Consider the following 17,782-nt stretch of genomic DNA (forward strand, 5'->3'; position numbering starts at 1 on the left):
GTATAAGGGTGGCGCTGGCGGGCTGCCGTGCAGCCCATCGCGTCACTGCCCCAGGTCGAGCTTTTCTTCCAGGCGGTCCAGGTGTTCGTGCATCAGCGCCAGGGCGGCCGCGGCGTTACCGGCCTCGACGGCGTCGATGATCGCGGCGTGTTCCTCCCAGGCGCAGTGGTCGCAGCAGGGTGATTCGTAGCGGGCGATGATCAACGAGGTCATCGGCACCAGGCCATTGAGGAACCGCTCCAGCGGCGCATTGGCGGCCACCTGGGCGAGCTTGAGGTGGAACTCGCCGCCCAGGCGAATGGCCGCGCAGCGCTCGCCGCGTTCGTGATGCTGGCGCTCACGCTCGACCAGTGAACGCAACTGGCGGACCTGCGCTGGCCTTGCGCGCTGGGCGGCCAGGCTGATCAAGGTGGTCTCGGCCAGACGCCGGGCACTGAGCACTTGCCGCGCCTGTTGTGGATCGGGTGCGGCCAGGTGTGCAGTGTGGCTAGGGCGCTGCACCACCACTTGCTGGTCCGACAGGCGCCCGAGCACCCGGCGGATCACCGTGCGGCTGACGCCGAAAGCGTTGCCCAATGCCTGTTCGGGCAGCAGGCTGCCGGGTGGCAGGCGTTGTTCGAGAATGGCATCGAACAGCCGCGGGTAGATCTGCTCGGCCGACAGGCGGGTTTCACCGGTGGCGAGCAGGGCAGGCAGGCGGGGGGCGCAGGCGGTCATGGGCACTGTCCTCGGGTCAGGGGCGCGGATGGTCGTCGGGGATGTTCAGTTCGATGCCCATGCGCTGGCCTTCGGCGAGGATGTGCTGGCGCATCTGGGCGCTGGCCTGGGCACTGTTGCGGTCGCGGATGGCGCGCACCACCGCTTCGTTTTCCTTGAGCCGCGCGGCCAGGTGTTCGGGTGAGTTGCGCAGCATTTCGGCGCTCTGCTTGAGGGCATTGCCGGTCTGCTGCACCACACTCTGGAAGATCGGGTTGGTGGTCAGGGCGAACAGCGCCTCGTGGAAGGCGATGTAGGCCTTGGCCCCGGCTTCGCTGTCATCGGCGTCCAGGGCTTCGCGCATGTCCATCAGGGTCAGGCGCAGTTGGCCGATGTCCTGGCTGTTGGCCGATTGCGCGACCAGGCCGACGATGAACGGTTCGAGGGTGTAGCGCAGCTCCAGCACGTCGGCCAGGCTGGCGGCGGCGCTGGTGTCGACGGCCGGTTCCAGCTGCGCCGTTTCCGGGTCGAGCACCAGCACGCCCTTGCCCGGCAGCGAGCGCACCAGGCCCAGGGTTTCCAGCACGGTCACTGCTTCGCGCAGGCTGGGGCGGCTGATGCCCAGTTGTTCGGCCAGTTCACGCTGGCCGGGCAGCATGTCGCCGGTGCGCCACTGGCCGCGGGCCAGGGCTTGGCGGAGTTTTTCCACCACAGAGTTGACGACGGTCGATGAGCTGATCACGGTTCGCTCCTGAAAGGGCCGGCGCCTGCGCCGGCCTCGTGGGCTCAGAATTCCTGTTGATGGGCGTTGGGCTGTTTGCGCAACGCCGGGGCGAAGCCGGGTTTGTTATCGAGCACGTTCTGCGCACGTTCCAGGTCGATGTCTTTTTCCCAGCGGGCAATGGCCACGGTAGCGACGCAGTTGCCGATCAGGTTGGTCAGCGCCCGGCCAATGCCCATGAACCAGTCCACCGCCAGTACCAGCACCAGGCCCACCACCGGGATCGCCGGCACGGCGGTCAGGGTGGCGGCGAGGATCACCAGCGCCGAGCCTGGGATGCCGTGAGCACCCTTGGAAGTCACCAGCGACACCAAGAGGATGGTCAGCAGGTCGGTCATCGCCAGTGGCGTGCCAGTGGCATTGGCAATGAACACGATGGCCAGGGTCAGGTAGATGGAGAAACCGTCGAGGTTGAACGAGTAGCCGGTCGGGATCACCAGGCCCACGGTGGAGCTGCCGATACCCAGGTGTTCGAGCTTGCGCATGATCTGCGGCAGCACGGCGTCGGAAGAGGCGGTACCGAGGACGATGGTCAGCTCTTCACGCAGGTACTTGATGAACGGCAGCAGCTTCAGGCCGGAAAGGCGCATCACGGTGCCGAGGATGATCAGCACGAAGCCGGCGCAGGTCAGGTAGAACAGCGCCACCAGGCCACCCAGGTGCTGCAGGGATTCCAGGCCATATTTGCTGGTGGTGAAGGCGATGGCGCCGAATACGCCGATCGGTGCCAGGCGCACGATCATGCCCATGATACGGAAGATCACGTGGCTGAGTTCGTTGATCAGCCGGGAAATGCCGGCAGCCGAATCGCCCACCAGGTTCAGCGCACTGCCGAACAGCACCGAGAACAGCAGCACCTGCAAGATGTTGTTGTCAGCGAAGGCACCGACCACAGAGGTCGGGATCAGGTCCATGAAGAACGCGGTGGCGCCATGGATATGTTGGCCACGTTCGGCCAGGCCATTGGCGTCGGCTGCGGACAGCTGGTCCAGGTGAATATTGGCGCCGCTGCCGATACCGCTGCTGAAGGCGAACACCAGGCCGATCACCAGGGCGATGGTGGTCAGCACTTCGAAGTAGATCACTGATTTCAGGCCGATGCGCCCGACCTTTTTCAGGTCGCCGGCACCGGAAATGCCGCTGACCACCACGCAGAAGACGATCAGGCCGATGAGCATCTTGATCAGCTTGATGAAGCCGTCGCCGAGGGGTTTGAGTTGCAGGGAAAGGTCGGGGAAGCTGAGGCCGCAGGCGATGCCGAGGGCAAGGCCGAGCACGACTTGCAGGAAGATCGAACGCGAGCACCATTTGAGCATGGGAGTGATCTCTGATCGGTGTCCTTGCTTCGGTGCCGCACGGGGCGAAAGAGCGCAGGACTTCATTATTGTTGTGGTCTTACCGGTTTGTTCAGCGCCGGACCATAAAAGCGCGAAAAATCCGACATTGCAAGGGTTTTTGGCCTTACCGGTCTGACCAGTTGTGGGGCAATTTGGCTGGGCAAGCTCTAGTTCGGTGCGTGCTGTGCATTTCCACCGCATGTCGCCAGGCGCTTCTGCCAAGCCTCGCGCTATTGGTGCAATTGGCCTGCCAACCGGTGGCGAGTCAGGGCTGCAGCGCCATACGTTTGACCGAGGCCAATTCCGGGTGAGCGACCAGTTTGTCGATGTGCAGCGCGGCGTCGTTCATCCAGCTTTCGCTCAGCACGCGGTAGTGCTCCATGTCGCGACAGCGCACGCGCAGGCTGTAGTCGAAATGGCCACTGATCAGTTGGCATTCATGAACGTCGGGGCAGGCCTGCATGGTGGCTTCGAAGGCCTTTTGCGCGGCCCGACCGCTCTGGCCGGACAGCGCCACCAGCACCAGCAGCGATAGGCCCGGGGACACTTTCTGCAGGTCGATGATGGCGCCGTAGCCGAGGATCACGCCACGCCGCTCAAGCTTGCGCACGCGCTCCAGGCACGGGCGCGGGGTGAGGTGGACCAGGGTCGAGAGTTTTTCGAAGGTGATGCGGCCATCGACGCGCAGGACGTCGATGATCGCCAGGTCGATGCGGTCCAGCGTCTCTTTGGTGTCCATGCGCTGTGCTTCTTTGAAGACGGGGCATGGATAGGGTAGGCGCTTTTATAAGTCATGTGGCCCATTCGCGGGACAAGCCCGCTCCCACAGGATCACCACTGTCCTCAAGATCAGTGGTAATTCTGTGGGAGCGGGCTTGCCCCGCGAATGGGCTGCGAAGCAGACCCAGTCAGGCGCAGGCGCTGGATGTGCGCATTCCCACCACCCGTGGTTGCAGCAGCGCATACAAGTCCTTCGGATCCTGCAACGCCGGCACCAACGCAATATCCTTCCCAATCCCCAGTGCTCGTGCGGTATCCAGCACGTAACGCAGCGCCGAGTAGTCCTCTAACGCGAACCCCACCGAGTCGAACAGGGTCACCTGCTCGGCACTTTCACGGCCTAGAACACGCCCAGCGACTACTTGCCAGAACTCCGTGACCGGCGATTTCGCCGGCATCTGTTGAATCTCGCCTTCAATCCGGCTCTGCGGTTCGTATTCGACGATCACCCGCGCCCGCTTGACGATCTCGCGGTGCAGTTCGGTCTTGCCGGGGCAGTCCCCACCGACAGCATTCAGGTGCATGCCCGGCTCGATCATGTCTGGCGTAAGGATCGTCGCGTAAGCTTTGTCTGCCGTGACCGTGGTGACGATATCAGCGCCACGCACCGCCTCGGCGACCGAGTTGGCAACGATCAGCTTGAGCCCCGGCCGGCCCGAGAGGTTGGCCACCAGCTTCGCCGTGGCGGCTGGGTCGATGTCGTACAGGCGGATTTCATCGATACCCAGCAGCATCTTGAAAGCAATAGCCTGGAATTCGCTTTGCGAGCCATTGCCGATCAGCGCCATGCTGCGGCTGTCTTCGCGCGCCAGGTAACGTGCGGCCAGAGCCGAGGTGGCGGCGGTGCGCAGGGCCGTGGTCAGAGTCATTTCGCTGAGCAGCAGCGGCGCACCGGAGTCGACATCGCTCAAGGCACCGAAAGCCATCACCGTGGGCAGTCCATGGCGGGTGTTCTTTGGATGCCCGTTGACGTACTTGAAAGCGTACAGGCTGGCGTCGGAAACCGGCATCAACTCAATCACGCCGTCGTCGGAATGGTTGGCCAGGCGGGGGCATTTCACGAAATCGTGCCAGCGCAGGTAGTCCTGGCGAATGTACTCGGCCATCTCCACCATGCAGGTGGCCAGGCCCTTGCGATTGGCCAGGCGGGCAAGGTCTTGGACATCGATGAAGCGGGTCATGGGGTTCTCCCTGCAGCGGTGATTCCTGAGTGGGCTGCAGGGATATTGTCGGCGGGCGAGGGGGTATATGTTGGCTGAAGTGGCTGCGATGGGCAGCCGCTCCGGTTGATTTCTCAAGGGCGGCAGCCGATTCGGCTGCGGGCTTGCGATCATTGCTCGCGCAGGCGCTTGTAGAGCGTCGTCCGGCTGATGCCCAGTGCTCTGGCCACGGCAGAAAGGTTGCCATTGGCGCGTTCGAGCAGGCCGTGCAAGTCCGCCTCATTGGTACTGCCGTTTATCACGACGGGAAGCTCATGTGCCTCGGCCAGAAAGCCAGCCGGCAGGTGCTCGACGTTAACTGGCGCATCACCCGCCAACGCCAGCGCCACCTGTATCACGCTGACGAGCTCGCGCACATTGCCCGGCCAAGGGTGGCGGTCGAGCAGGTCGATGATGGCGTGCGGCAAATGCTTTGGCTGCTGAGGATCGCGATAACGCGCATGGAGGTGCTCGATCAATTGTCGGCGGTCACTGCGTTCACGCAACGGGGGCAACACCACGGCCATGGCGGCGATGCGGTAGTAGAGGTCCTGGCGAAAACGCCCGGCGCGGACTTCTTCGGCGAGGTCGCGATTGCTGGCCGAGACCACGCGGATATCCACCATTACCGGCTCACCGCTGCCCAGTGGCTGGATGCTCCGCGATTGCAGCACGCGTAGCAGCCGTGCCTGGGTCGGCAGCGGCATGTCACCGATTTCATCGAGGAACAGAATGCCGCGGTCGGCCTTGCGGATCAGCCCCGGGTTGCCCTTGTGGTGAGCACCGGTGAAGGCGCCTTTGTCATAGCCGAACAACTCCGATTCGACCAGCTCGGTGGGGATCGCCGCGCAGTTGACGGCAATCAGCGGCTGCTGGGCGCGACTGCTGGCGCGGTGCAAGGTTTCGACGAAGACTTCCTTGCCGACCCCGGTTTCACCCTGGATCAACACCGGGATGTCTTTTTCCAGCAACAGGCTGGCCTGGGCCAGGGCTTTCTCCAGGCGCGGGTCAGCCCCGCCCTGTACCGGTCGCGTGGGGCTTTGCCGAGGTGCCTGCCATTGGCAATGGAAACGGTTGCGCCCGGCGGCTTGCAAGGGGAAGGGCTGCTGCTGTGCATGGGCGAGCAACTGGCGCAGCGGCATCTGGAACAGCTGCTCGATATTTTGCTGCAGCGGATTGGCGCCCAGTAGGCTGTCAGCGCGGTGATTGGCGGCCAGAACCTGGCCGCGGTCATCGAACACCAATAACCCGGCCCAAGGGCTGTCGAGGTTGTCGGAGGCGCTGTTGAACAGCAGCTGCGCATGCTGGTCGGCATGTTGCGCGAGGATCAGGCGGTTCTCCAGGCTCTGTCCCATCATGCGCACCAGGCCCAGGGTCTGGGTCGCCGGCAGGTAGCCGTCGCTGGCCACGTCGAGCACCCCGACCAGCTGCCGATCGCCGTCGAACAGCGGTGCCGCAGCGCTGGAGAGGTAGCGGTTCTGGCGCAGGAAGTGCTCTTCCTGGCCGACATGGATCGGCTCGGCGCAGACCAGCGCAGTGCCCAGGGCATTGGTCCCCACGCCGCGCTCGTGCCAGTGGGCACCGGGGTTGAAAGCATGCTGTTGCTGCGCCGCGACGAAGCGCCGCGAGCCCCAGGTATCGAGCACGCAGCCGCTGGCGTCGGCCAGCATCACCAGATAGCTGGCGTTACCCAACAGGTGGGTGTATTGCGGCAGCACTTGTTCACGGGTGAGGCGCAGCAGCGCTTCGCGCCGTTCCAGCAGGGCGTTGAGTTCGGTGCGTGTGAGGCAGTCGAAATCCGGCGCGCTCTGCGGCTGCAGGCCCTGTTCGCGGCAGCGGGCCCAGGAGGCCTGGATCAGTTGGGCATGGGTCGAAGCGGATGCGGCCATGGGCCTGTCCTGTGTGATTGTTGTTTTCAGACGACCGCTGTTCAGTGTTGTCCAGGCTTGTTCATTGTCAAACCCGCAGCTGTTCAACTGTTCAGCGAAACTGTCCAGTTGCCAGCGGCGGGTGACGGGTGTGCAGCGTTGAAGCCCCGCGCCAGAGCCTCGGCGAGCAACTGGCACGGAACTGGCTGTGGCTGGCGCACGATAATCACAAGAAGGCCACGCCATGTCCTTGGTGTTGGAGCAGGTCAGCCGCAGCGTCGATGGTCAGGCCTGGATCATCGATGCGTCCCTGCGTTTCGAACCCGGCTCGTTCAATGTGCTGCTGGGCCGGACCCTGGCTGGCAAGACCAGCCTGATGCGCCTGATGGCCGGGCTCGACCGTCCGGACCGTGGGCGCGTGCTGATGGCGGGGGAGGACGTCACGGGGGTGCCGGTACGCCGGCGCAACGTGTCGATGGTTTATCAGCAATTCATCAATTACCCGACCTTGAGCGTTTTCGAGAACATCGCCTCACCGTTGCGCCAGGCACGCCTGGGCGATGAGCAAATCCGTCGTCGGGTGCAGGAAACTGCCGAGATGCTGCGCATCGAACCCTACCTGCAACGACTGCCGCTGGAACTGTCCGGTGGCCAGCAGCAGCGCACGGCGATGGCCCGGGCGTTGGTCAAGGATGCCGGATTGATCCTGTTCGACGAGCCGCTGGTCAACCTCGATTACAAGCTGCGCGAGGGGCTTCGCCAAGAGCTGCGCGAGCTGTTCGCGGCGCGCAACTGCATCGCCGTGTATGCCACCACCGAGCCCAACGAAGCGCTGGCCCTGGGCGGCACCACGACGATCCTGCACGAGGGCCGCATCATCCAGAGCGGCCCCACCGCCGAGGTTTACCAGCGGCCCTGCAGCGTGCTGGCTGCCGAGCTGTTTTCCGAACCGCCGATCAACCTGGTGCCCGGGCGCATCAACGGCAACGAGGTGAGCCTGGCCCAGGCCGTGCACTTTGCCCGCAACGCCGACCTGCAGCGCTTGGGCGATGGCGACTACCGCTTCGGTGTGCGCCCCAGCCACATCACCCTGGTGCCGACCCACGACGATGACCTGGAATTGGCGGTGCTGGTGGAGTTGGCTGAGATCAGCGGCTCTGAGACTTTCCTGCACGTCCGTAATGAGCACTGGCGGATGGTCCTGCATCTGCCGGGCGTGCACGAGTATCAGGTGGACACGCCGATCCGCGTGTTCATCCCCACCCACAAGCTGTTCATCTTCGACAGCGCCGGGGCACTGGTGCAGGCACCGGGCCTGCGTCAGGCGAGGAGTGCCTGATGGCCGAGATTCGTTTGCGCCAACTGGCGCACAGCTACAGCCGGCAGCCCAGCGCCGAGGGCGACTACGCCCTGCATGAGCTGGAACACGTCTGGGAGCAGGGCGGTGCCTATGCCTTGCTCGGGCCTTCGGGGTGCGGCAAGTCGACCTTGCTCAACATCATCTCGGGCCTGCTGACGCCTTCACATGGCCAGGTACTGTTCGACGGCAAGCCGGTCAACGACCTCACGCCGCAACAGCGCAACATCGCCCAGGTGTTTCAGTTTCCGGTGGTGTACGACACCATGACGGTGTTCGACAACCTGGCGTTCCCCCTGCGCAATCAGGGCCTGGACGAAGGCCAGGTGCGCAGCCGGGTCGAGGAAATCGCCGAGGTGCTCGACCTGTCCGCGGTGTTGAAGAAGAAGGCACGCAACCTGAGCGCCGACGAGAAACAGAAAGTCTCCATGGGCCGTGGCCTGGTGCGCGACGATGTCTCGGCGATCCTGTTCGATGAGCCGTTGACGGTGATCGATCCGCACCTGAAGTGGAAGCTGCGGCGCAAGCTCAAGCAGATTCATGAGCAGTTCAACATCACCATGATTTACGTCACCCACGATCAGCTGGAGGCCTCGACCTTCGCCGACAAGATCGCGGTGATGCACGGTGGGCGCATCGTTCAGTTCGGCACCCCGCGCGAGTTGTTCGAGCGGCCCCGGCATACCTTCGTCGGCTACTTCATCGGCAGCCCCGGCATGAACCTGATCGACGTGCGTGCAGAGGCGCAAGGGGTGGCATTCGGCGATATTCGACTGCCCTTGCCCGAGGGCTTGCGCGAGCGGCTGGCGGCAACCGGGGGCGGGCGCCTGCAAGTGGGCATCCGCCCGGAGTTCGTGCAACTGTGGGACAGCCCTTTCGATGACACCTACCCGGCGCAGGTGCTGGACATCGAGGACCTGGGCACCTACCGCATCGTCACCCTGATGCTCGGCGGCGTTACGCTCAAGGCGCGCCTGGGCGAGGACAGGCCTGTGCCGGTGGGGCAAGCCTGGGTCAGCCTGCCGACGCAGTGGCTGATGCTGTATGTCGATGACGTGCTGCTGGAGGCCGGGCCATGAACAAGGTGCCGAACAACAAGGCCTGGTGGCTGGTGCTGCCGGTTTTCCTGCTGGTGGCCTTCAGTGCCGTGGTGCCGATGATGACCGTGGTCAACTATTCGGTGCAGGACATTTTCGACCAATCCAACCGCTATTTCGTCGGCGCCGACTGGTACCGCCAGGTGCTGCGCGACCCAGCTTTGCACGACGCCTTGCTGCGCCAGTTCATCTATTCCGCCTGTGTATTGCTGATTGAAATTCCCTTGGGTATCGCCATAGCCCTGACCATGCCGACCAAGGGGCGCATGGCCTCGGTGTGCCTGATCGTCATGGCCATCCCGTTGCTGATCCCGTGGAACGTGGTCGGCACCATCTGGCAGATCTTTGGCCGCGCCGATATTGGTCTGCTCGGCGCCACGCTGGCCAAGCTGGGCATTAGCTACAACTACGCGGGCGACCCGTTCGATGCCTGGCTGACCGTGCTGGTGATGGATGTCTGGCACTGGACCTCACTGGTGGCGCTGCTGTGCTACTCGGGCCTGCGTGCCATCCCCGACGTGTACTACCAGGCCGCGCGCATCGACCGGGCTTCGGCCTGGGCGGTGTTCCGGCACATTCAGTTGCCCAAGCTGAAGAACGTGCTGCTGATCGCGGTGATGCTGCGCTTCATGGACAGCTTCATGATCTATACCGAGCCGTTCGTACTCACCGGCGGCGGGCCGGGCAACGCCACTACTTTCCTCAGCCAGACCCTCACGCGCATGGCCGTGGGGCAGTTCGACCTGGGGCCGGCGGCGGCTTTTTCGCTGGTGTACTTCCTGATCATCCTGCTGGTGTCGTGGCTGTTCTACACAGCCATGACCCACGCCGACAAGGACTAGGCCATGAGCACGCGCAAAACGCTGGTCCTGCTGTTGTACTTCTTCTTTTTGCTGGTGCCGATCTACTGGCTGCTGAACATGTCGTTCAAGAGCAACAGCGAAATCCTCGGCGGCCTGACCCTGTGGCCGCAGGCGTTCACCCTCGACAACTACCGGGTGATCTTCACCGATGCCAGCTGGTACAGCGGTTACATCAATTCGCTCTATTACGTGTGCTTGAACACGCTGATTTCGCTGCTGGTGGCGCTGCCGGCGGCCTACGCCTTCTCACGCTATCGCTTCCTCGGTGATCGTCATCTGTTCTTCTGGCTGTTGACCAACCGCATGGCACCGCCAGCAGTGTTCCTGCTGCCGTTCTTCCAGCTGTACTCGTCCATCGGCCTGTTCGACACCCACATCGCCGTGGCCCTGGCCCATTGCCTGTTCAACGTGCCGTTGGCGGTGTGGATTCTCGAAGGGTTCATGTCGGGCGTGCCGAAGGAGATCGATGAAACCGCCTACATCGATGGCTACAGCTTCCCGCGTTTCTTCGTGAAGATTTTTGTCCCGCTGATCGGCTCCGGCATCGGCGTCACGGCGTTTTTCTGCTTCATGTTTTCCTGGGTAGAGCTGCTGCTGGCGCGCACCCTGACCTCGGTGAACGCCAAACCGATCGCCGCAGTGATGACCCGCACGGTGTCCGCTTCGGGGATCGACTGGGGCGTGCTGGCAGCGGCCGGGGTGCTGACCATCCTGCCGGGCATGCTGGTCATCTGGTTTGTCCGCAACCATGTGGCCAAGGGCTTTGCCCTCGGCCGGGTGTAAGGAGGGTTACCGATGGAGTGGATGGCCTGGACCTTGCCCACGGCGCTGTTCTTCGCCGCCGTCGGGGTGCTGCTGTTGTGCATGACCCTGTTCGAACTGCGCCGCCCCTGCGTGGAGCGGCGCGGCTTTCTGCCGATCGTCACCAGCCGTGGCGATCGGTTGTTCATCGGCCTGTTGGTCAGCGCCTATCTGCACTTGCTGGTGGTCGGGGTCAGCGACTGGCCGTTGTGGGTGGCCTCGCTGCTGTCGCTGGGCTGGCTTGTGGTGGTGCTGCGCTGGGGCTGAGCGACGGCTCCGGGGAATAACTCAATCGGGAGATCACAATGTTCCATAACAAACACAATCGGCGACATTTGACCCTGGCCGCGTTGCTGGTGATGGCCGGCGTGCAGGGTACGGCGTGGGCCGACCAGTACCAGGACGCGGCGAAAAAGTGGATCGGCAGTGAATTCAAACCTTCGACCCTGACACCCGAGCAACAGTTGGCCGAGCTTGAGTGGTTCATCAAGGCCGCCGAGCCGTTTCGTGGGATGAAGATCAACGTGGTGTCGGAAACCATTACCACCCATGAATACGAGTCCAAGGTGCTGGCCAAGGCGTTCAGCGAGATCACCGGCATTCAGCTGACCCACGACCTGCTGCAGGAAGGCGATGTGGTGGAAAAGCTGCAGACGCAGATGCAGTCGGACAAGAACATCTATGACGGTTGGGTCAACGATTCCGACCTGATCGGTACACACTTTCGTTATGGCAAGGTGGAGTCGATCACCGACCTGATGGCCAACGAAGGCAAGGCTTACACCTCGCCGACCCTGGATCTGAAGGACTTCATCGGCATTTCCTTCACCACCGCACCGGACGGCAAGGTCTATCAGCTGCCCGATCAGCAGTTCGCCAACCTCTACTGGTTCCGCGCCGACTGGTTCGAGCGGCCTGAGCTCAAAGCCAAATTCAAGGAAAAGTACGGCTATGAGCTGGGCGTGCCGGTGAACTGGTCGGCGTACGAGGACATCGCCAAGTTCTTCACCGAAGACGTCAAGGAGATCGATGGCAAGCGGGTCTATGGCCATATGGACTACGGCAAGAAGGACCCTTCGCTGGGCTGGCGCTTCACCGATGCCTGGTTCTCCATGGCCGGCGGCGGCGACAAAGGTTTGCCCAATGGCCTGCCGGTCGACGAGTGGGGCATCCGTGTGGAGGATTGCCACCCGGTGGGTTCCAGCGTGACCCGTGGCGGCGACACCAACGGCCCGGCAGCGGTGTATGCCACGCAGAAGTACGTCGACTGGATGCGCGCCTATGCACCCAAGGAAGCCCAGGGCATGACCTTCTCCGAGGCCGGCCCGGTGCCGGCGCAGGGCAACATTGCCCAGCAGATCTTCTGGTACACCGCCTTCACCGCCGACATGACCAAGCCGGGGTTGCCGGTGGTCAATGCCGATGGCACGCCGAAATGGCGCATGGCACCTTCGCCGAAAGGGCCGTACTGGGAGGAGGGGATGAAGCTTGGTTACCAGGACACCGGCTCCTGGACCTTCTTCAAGTCGACTCCCGAGAAGCAGCGCCTGGCCGCCTGGCTGTACGCGCAGTTCGTCACCTCCAAGACCGTGTCGTTGAAGAAAACCATCGTTGGCCTGACCCCGATTCGCGAGTCGGACATCAACTCCCAGGCCATGACCGACCTGGCGCCCAAGCTCGGCGGCCTGGTGGAGTTCTATCGCAGCCCGGCGCGGGTGCAATGGACACCGACCGGTACCAACGTGCCGGATTACCCACGCCTGGCGCAATTGTGGTGGAGCCATATCGCCGAAGTGGCCAGTGGCGAGAAGACTCCGCAAGAGGCGCTGGACGGCCTGGCCCGTGACCAGGACCGAATGATGGAACGCCTGCAACGCTCCAACGCCCAGGCCACCTGTGCGCCGAAGCTCAACCCGGAGAAGGATGCGCAATACTGGTTCGACCAGCCGGGGGCACCGAAACCGAAGCTGGCCAACGAGAAGCCCAAGGGTGAGACGGTCAGCTACGACGAGCTGCTGAAGTCGTGGGAGGCAGCGCGCAAGTGATCGACTGATGGCGCCTTGGTCGCCGCGCAGGGTGGCGACCAAGGCTAGCGCATGCCGGGAGGGTCAGCCCTGATTCAGGGTGAGTGCGGTCAGTTGAGCAACCAGGGCCGCTTCGGCGCTGGCGCGGGTCTGCAGCAGCAGGCGCGACGCGTCAAGGTAGATGGCCTGCTCGTCGGGATAGCGACCCGATACCAGATCGACCCGTTGCAGTACGCCATTGCGCCGCCATGCGATGTCTGGGTGAGCCGCTTGCAGTGCATCGATGAATGGCGCCGGTACTGCTGGGCCGTCATGGGCGATATCGGCAGGGCCTGATTCGCTCAAGGTGTCGAAGTACTCCGATGCTGCCGCCCATTGGTTCGCCAGCCTGGAAAAGCGGTCGCCGTACAAGCGTCTCATCCACGCTTGCCAGAACGCCTGCTCGGCGGCCCAGTCTGCGAGGTGCGTGGGGTCGACGTAGGTTTCCACGCCCGCTGCCAGGCGCTCGAGGGTAGCAGGTGAAAGCTGAGCCAGGTGGCCGAACATGATCTGCTCGGGCTGGGCGGGCAGGGCCAGGCGTTCACCGAGTTGCATCCGCGCGTCCAGTATCATCTCCACCTCGTCGAGCAGAAAGTTGGGGTCTGTCAGCTGCGCGTCCCCCAGGTCATCGTCCACATCCAATGCCGGTGCGGTGGTGCCGATAACCTGGCCCTGCTCTGTGGCGAGGGCGCGGCGCCTGGCCACCCGGGCATTGAACAGATCGCCGATGCGCAGATCCAGGCGCTGTTGGCGCATCAGCGCAGTGGCGGTATCCACTGCCACCTGCACGTCTTGGGTATGCTCAGGTGCAGTCGCCACGGCGCGCCAGACAGTGGTTTGCGTCTCTACCTGCTGGAACAGCAGCTCGGCCTGGTCGACGCAGTGCTGCCCTGCATCCTCCAGCAAGTCGTTGATCTGTTGCTGCAACGCTGCCCGGCCCCAGCCCGGTACGTCCCGAAGCCCAGGCTCCAGGCCGGCCAGGGTGGTCACGACGTGTTGCATGCGCAGGTTCATGGCGAGCGGATGACTGATGTAGTCGGGGGTGTTCTGCAGGCGCTCGAACAGGCCATACAGCGGCTGCCAGTGCGGGTCCTGATCGGTAGTGGCGACATGCGATTGCAGGTGTTCTGGCCAGGTGGGGCGCCAGGCACCGGATGGCGCCAGGGTTGCGGTCGGCGTCACGCCGGCATCGGCCAGGCGCTGCATCGCGGCCTCGGAAAACGGATTGTCGCTGAAGTTGTATTCCACATCCTCGCCAGCTCGGATCGCCTCGGCGAATGTGCTCGTGCTCAATTCGGGTGCCTCGGTCAGCAGGTTGCTGCTCAGGTCGATTTCGCGCAATTGCAGGGGGCTTCTGTGCAGCAATGCCTCGATTCCCGCCGGCCAATCGGTGAGGGCCGTATCTTCGAGGTCGAGGCGGCGCAGCTGGTGCCAGCCGGTTATGTCGGGAGCGAGCTCCAGTGGGTTGTCGCTCAAAAACAGTGTTTCCAGGCCGTCGAGCCCGTGCAGCGCGGCGCGGCTCTGCTCGGTGAGGGTGATGTCGTTCAGCATCAGGCTGAGATGGCGCAGGGCCGGCCACTGTTGCAGTGCTTGAAAATGATCTGCTTCGAAGGTCAGGTAGTTGGTGTCTGCCATCAGGACGCTAAGATGCTGCAGGGATGACAGGCGCTGCAGGCTGGAAGCCTCGATCGATTGAATGCCGCCATTGAGCCTCAGGCGTTCAAGCCTGGACAACCGGGTGAGCACCCCGAGGTTATGCGCGTTGTCGATGTGCAAGCGATTGCCGGTGAGGTCAAGCGAGCGCAGTTGGCGCAGCTCACCCAGCGCCTGCGGCAGGTCGTTGAGGCGATCGTAGGCCAGCGTCAGGTTCCGCAGATTGGGAAACGCCCGCAGGAACGCGTCCAGATGGCTCTCGTCCAGCTCCTGAAGCTGGGTCACTTCAAGGGCGCGTACCTGTTCGAGGCGGATCGTCAGGGTGGGTAGCTCGGCCAACTGCTCAGCGTTTAATTCAAGCGAGCATAGCTCGGGGCCGCCATCTGCTTGAGGCCTGATCTGACCACGCCAGGCCTGCCTGATGCGCTGTGCGGCTTCGCTGCGAGCGGCGCGGCGTACCTCGAATGTTTCGACGGGATCGTTGGTGGTCGCGTCCAGCCAGGCACGCAAGCTGGCATCGAGTCGCTCGAAGTCCGCCTGCTGGGCCTGGAGCAAGCCCGCAAAGGCACCAGGAGCGTCGCCGGCCTGGGCGCGCAGGCGCTGGCGCAGCGGCTCGCGATCTTCGTGCGGGTCGGCGGGGTACAGCCGGTCGAACAGTTCATCCTCAGCAGACCGGCCTTGGCCTCGACCACTCAGCAGGTAGCCAACCCTGCCATCCTGCAGGCGGGTGGGGAGCGTGACCAGCCTGCGCAGCCGCGTCATCCCCAAGGCAGCCGCGACGTCATCGCGGTTTTCGCAGGCCAGGTCGAACAGCGTATCGCGCAGGTGGCTCGGCGTGCCAATACGCTCGCGCTGAGCGGCGGGCATGGCATCGTAAAGTGCTTGGAACACATCGACCCGGTCTATCGACAGTGTGCCGTCCTGTACCGGGCGGTAACCGTGGGCATCACGCACCACAATGCTTGCCGGACTTTGCTCAGGCCCACTGGCAATCAGCAACTGACCCTCCTGCCAACGATGACGCAGTTCGATTCTGAGGGTCGGGTCCCAGGCGCTGAGCCGTGGCGCCAAGGTAAGCGCGACAAGGTCACGATCCGGATGCTCGGCCTGGCCTTGATGAAACGCCTGCAGTGCCCGGTTGATTCTTCCCTCGCGCTGATACAGCCGGGCCGTTTCAGCGATGGCTAACGGTAGTCGACCCCCTTCCTTGAGGATCTGCCGGTCTGCCTCGGCCGCCTCGAAAAGGATTTGCCAGCGGGCTTGGGAGCTCAAAGCTGGAAATTGCCGGGCCAGCATGGCGTCTCCCGGCGGTGCCGAACGGGGTGCGGCAAGGGGCTGCGCGCCGTAAGCTTCCAGGCTGTCCAGCAACAACGCCGGGGCAGGCATGTGCTCCACATGCAGGCGGCGCAGCATGCTTGCGTCATACCCGCTGGCTTGCAGGGCCCATTGCAGGTGGTTGTCGTCCAAGCCCTCGGTCGGTGCGCCGAGCCTGCGCATCAGTGTCGCGCTGTCCCAGGAGGCAGGGTTTTCATGCTCAAGCAGCCAGGCGCCTTGCCCATTGCTGCCGCGTAATCTGGGTTGGTGGCGGATACCGGGTGCAGCTTGCAGGCGCCAGCCACCTTTGTCCGCGCTTTCCAGCGCGAAGGCGTGCTCACCTAACTGCACCCAGTGTTCTCCAGCCCAGTGGCGCAACCCGCTACTCGCCAAGGGCATTCCTTTGGGCCAGGGCGGGGTGCGTGCAAACGGCGTGAGATCCCCGCGCCACAGTCTGCTGCCTTTCGAGTTGTCTACCGCCAACCACTCGTTCAGCGCCCCGGTCGGCTCGCTGAAACCGCTGGCGCTACCGATGGCAGCGAACTGGACAAGGCTCTGGATGATGGCGAACAGGTGCTGCAGCGCCGCATCGGCGTCGGCGTCATTGGCGGCGTGGATGCCATCCAGGAACTCTCCAACCAGCTGCGCTCCGCCGACGACCAACATCGGCAGTTGCAGGATTTCCAAGGGCAAACTGGCCAGGTTGAGTACCGTCAACCCGACACTCAACCAGTGTTCGATCTGCGCCTGCAAAGCTTCGGCGTCGCGCTGGGCCGTCGGCACCGCGAGTGCGCGGGCATCGGCCAGCAGCCTCTGCACCGAGCGTTTGGCGCGCGCCGCAAAGCAATCGCCCGCCCAGGCGACGAGCTCCATCGGTAAGCGTGCATTCGCGTCGAGCGTCTCCTGCCAGATCGCGCCGACTGGCGGGAACATCCGCTCGATCCAGCTGACCGTGTCCCCTTTCTGAAGTATTGGCATCTTTGGATGAAGATGACGGTAGGGATAGCTCGGAAACAGCGTAGCGCTCAAACGCTGGAAGAACTGTGGTTGGTCCGCCTGCGCAACATACCTGCTGAAGTTCGCGCGCGAGCGATCGTTGCGCAGCAGCTTGGTCAGTGCCTGTGCCGCATGATGTGCGCTCGGATAGCCGCGAAGTGGCGTCGCTTCGCCAGGTAGATAAAGGATGCAGGCTTGCTCACGGCCATCGGGTTGCGGCCTTATCAGCATGGGGCCGTGGAGGATTGTGTCGAATATGCGCAAAGCATTGCATTGCAGGGTGGTCGGTTTGCCCGTCAGCGGGTGCAGCGCCTGGGTGTTTTGAACCAGCGCCTCACCCAGCGCGACGCGGCTTGGATCGAGCAGGCCGCGCAGGTCGGCGATAACCAGCTCGCTGGCAAGGGCGGTGCGATCATGGTCGGCGAGCAGAGCGCGAAAGCTGTCGTTAGCGTAATTGTCCCGCAATTGCTGCTGATAGCGGCCGCCGATGTCGAGCGAGCGTACGCCGTCGACGAACCGTTTGCCGTCAAGTGGCAGGATTTGACCATGACGCGATTGCGCCAGCCGCACGTCGGCGCCGGGGGGGTAGTTCTGCAGCGCCGCTTCCAGCCAGCTCATGTCGCGCTGGCGTGCGCTGTCCCACAGCCAGCCTTGCTCAACTGACGGTAGTGCCTGTGCGCGATACCATTGCCGTACTGCGGGTTCGAGCAGCTGTTTGGCAAAGGTTTCCAGCGGTGCAACCTTCGCCAGGTGTCGCTGCACTTGGCGCGCCGCCCGCTGGCTGGCTACAACGCAGCGTTCGAATCTGACGATTTCGTTGCGCCTGGCTCGACGCAGCCAGGTGGGTAGGCGGGCATCGATGAGCGCGCTTATTGGGGGGTAGTTGACGGGCATGGACGGCACTCCTTGAGAGGAAGGCCATCAAGCTAGCGGGTGGTGGCTGGCGGCGGTGGTAATAGAGGACTACCTGCGGCGCA

At 63.6% G+C, this 17,782-nt stretch carries 13 protein-coding genes; 6 read left to right on the forward strand and 7 right to left on the reverse strand.

The window, feature by feature from the left end:
• Positions 1-42 precede the first annotated feature (42 nt).
• The 6 genes from ACIPZF_RS12715 to ACIPZF_RS12740 form a co-directional block, all read right to left on the reverse strand.
• Positions 43-717: a GntR family transcriptional regulator gene (locus ACIPZF_RS12715; RefSeq protein WP_400799524.1), complete on the reverse strand. Its 675-nt coding sequence runs from the start codon at positions 715-717 to the stop codon at positions 43-45.
• 16 nt (positions 718-733) lie between these two features.
• Positions 734-1,438, reverse strand: a complete 705-nt coding sequence (locus ACIPZF_RS12720; RefSeq protein ID WP_400799527.1) for a FadR/GntR family transcriptional regulator — start codon at positions 1,436-1,438, stop codon at positions 734-736.
• A gap of 44 nt (positions 1,439-1,482) precedes the next feature.
• Positions 1,483-2,793, reverse strand: a complete 1,311-nt coding sequence (locus ACIPZF_RS12725; protein WP_400799530.1) for a C4-dicarboxylate transporter DctA — start codon at positions 2,791-2,793, stop codon at positions 1,483-1,485.
• A 286-nt stretch (positions 2,794-3,079) separates the two neighbouring features.
• Positions 3,080-3,553: an Lrp/AsnC family transcriptional regulator gene (locus ACIPZF_RS12730; RefSeq protein ID WP_400799533.1), complete on the reverse strand. Its 474-nt coding sequence runs from the start codon at positions 3,551-3,553 to the stop codon at positions 3,080-3,082.
• A 169-nt stretch (positions 3,554-3,722) separates the two neighbouring features.
• Positions 3,723-4,775, reverse strand: a complete 1,053-nt coding sequence (locus tag ACIPZF_RS12735) for an ornithine cyclodeaminase (RefSeq protein WP_400799536.1) — start codon at positions 4,773-4,775, stop codon at positions 3,723-3,725.
• A 149-nt stretch (positions 4,776-4,924) separates the two neighbouring features.
• A complete protein-coding gene (locus ACIPZF_RS12740; protein WP_400799539.1) occupies positions 4,925-6,682 on the reverse strand; it encodes a sigma-54-dependent Fis family transcriptional regulator in 1,758 nt (585 codons plus the stop codon).
• 223 nt (positions 6,683-6,905) lie between these two features.
• Between ACIPZF_RS12740 and ACIPZF_RS12745 the strand changes: the two genes are divergently transcribed.
• Genes ACIPZF_RS12745 through ACIPZF_RS12770 form a run of 6 tightly spaced genes read left to right on the forward strand, consistent with a single transcriptional unit; the run spans position 6,906 to position 12,824 of the window.
• Positions 6,906-8,000 (forward strand): ABC transporter ATP-binding protein, encoded by a 1,095-nt coding sequence (locus tag ACIPZF_RS12745; RefSeq protein ID WP_400799542.1) that lies wholly within the window; start codon positions 6,906-6,908, stop codon positions 7,998-8,000.
• Positions 8,000-9,097 (forward strand): ABC transporter ATP-binding protein, encoded by a 1,098-nt coding sequence (locus ACIPZF_RS12750; RefSeq protein WP_400799545.1) that lies wholly within the window; start codon positions 8,000-8,002, stop codon positions 9,095-9,097. The genes ACIPZF_RS12745 and ACIPZF_RS12750 overlap by 1 nt, the downstream gene beginning before the upstream one ends.
• Positions 9,094-9,957: a carbohydrate ABC transporter permease gene (locus ACIPZF_RS12755; protein ID WP_400799547.1), complete on the forward strand. Its 864-nt coding sequence runs from the start codon at positions 9,094-9,096 to the stop codon at positions 9,955-9,957. Before ACIPZF_RS12750 ends, ACIPZF_RS12755 begins: the two co-directional genes overlap by 4 nt.
• Before the next feature lie 3 nt (positions 9,958-9,960).
• On the forward strand, positions 9,961-10,761 hold the full coding sequence (locus ACIPZF_RS12760; RefSeq protein ID WP_400799550.1) for a carbohydrate ABC transporter permease: 801 nt from the start codon (positions 9,961-9,963) through the stop codon (positions 10,759-10,761).
• A gap of 12 nt (positions 10,762-10,773) precedes the next feature.
• Positions 10,774-11,046, forward strand: coding sequence for a DUF2160 domain-containing protein (locus tag ACIPZF_RS12765; RefSeq protein ID WP_125923206.1), 273 nt, complete (start codon positions 10,774-10,776; stop codon positions 11,044-11,046).
• A gap of 38 nt (positions 11,047-11,084) precedes the next feature.
• Positions 11,085-12,824, forward strand: a complete 1,740-nt coding sequence (locus ACIPZF_RS12770; protein WP_400799555.1) for a carbohydrate ABC transporter substrate-binding protein — start codon at positions 11,085-11,087, stop codon at positions 12,822-12,824.
• A gap of 63 nt (positions 12,825-12,887) precedes the next feature.
• Here ACIPZF_RS12770 and ACIPZF_RS12775 read toward each other — a convergent pair whose 3' ends face one another.
• On the reverse strand, positions 12,888-17,699 hold the full coding sequence (locus ACIPZF_RS12775; protein WP_400799558.1) for a dermonecrotic toxin domain-containing protein: 4,812 nt from the start codon (positions 17,697-17,699) through the stop codon (positions 12,888-12,890).
• Between the last annotated feature and the right edge of the window lie 83 nt (positions 17,700-17,782).

Source organism: Pseudomonas sp. NPDC089752 (assembly GCF_044748725.1).
Lineage (GTDB): Bacteria > Pseudomonadota > Gammaproteobacteria > Pseudomonadales > Pseudomonadaceae > Aquipseudomonas.

Coding starts and splice junctions, on each gene's coding strand:
- ACIPZF_RS12715 (WP_400799524.1), bottom strand. CDS start 717: ATGACCGCCTGCGCCCCCCGCCTGCCTGCCCTGCTCGCCACCGGTGAA.
- ACIPZF_RS12725 (WP_400799530.1), bottom strand. CDS start 2,793: ATGCTCAAATGGTGCTCGCGTTCGATCTTCCTGCAAGTCGTGCTCGGC.
- ACIPZF_RS12730 (WP_400799533.1), bottom strand. CDS start 3,553: ATGGACACCAAAGAGACGCTGGACCGCATCGACCTGGCGATCATCGAC.
- ACIPZF_RS12735 (WP_400799536.1), bottom strand. CDS start 4,775: ATGACCCGCTTCATCGATGTCCAAGACCTTGCCCGCCTGGCCAATCGC.
- ACIPZF_RS12740 (WP_400799539.1), bottom strand. CDS start 6,682: ATGGCCGCATCCGCTTCGACCCATGCCCAACTGATCCAGGCCTCCTGG.
- ACIPZF_RS12745 (WP_400799542.1), top strand. CDS start 6,906: ATGTCCTTGGTGTTGGAGCAGGTCAGCCGCAGCGTCGATGGTCAGGCC.
- ACIPZF_RS12750 (WP_400799545.1), top strand. CDS start 8,000: ATGGCCGAGATTCGTTTGCGCCAACTGGCGCACAGCTACAGCCGGCAG.
- ACIPZF_RS12755 (WP_400799547.1), top strand. CDS start 9,094: ATGAACAAGGTGCCGAACAACAAGGCCTGGTGGCTGGTGCTGCCGGTT.
- ACIPZF_RS12760 (WP_400799550.1), top strand. CDS start 9,961: ATGAGCACGCGCAAAACGCTGGTCCTGCTGTTGTACTTCTTCTTTTTG.
- ACIPZF_RS12765 (WP_125923206.1), top strand. CDS start 10,774: ATGGAGTGGATGGCCTGGACCTTGCCCACGGCGCTGTTCTTCGCCGCC.
- ACIPZF_RS12770 (WP_400799555.1), top strand. CDS start 11,085: ATGTTCCATAACAAACACAATCGGCGACATTTGACCCTGGCCGCGTTG.
- ACIPZF_RS12775 (WP_400799558.1), bottom strand. CDS start 17,699: ATGCCCGTCAACTACCCCCCAATAAGCGCGCTCATCGATGCCCGCCTA.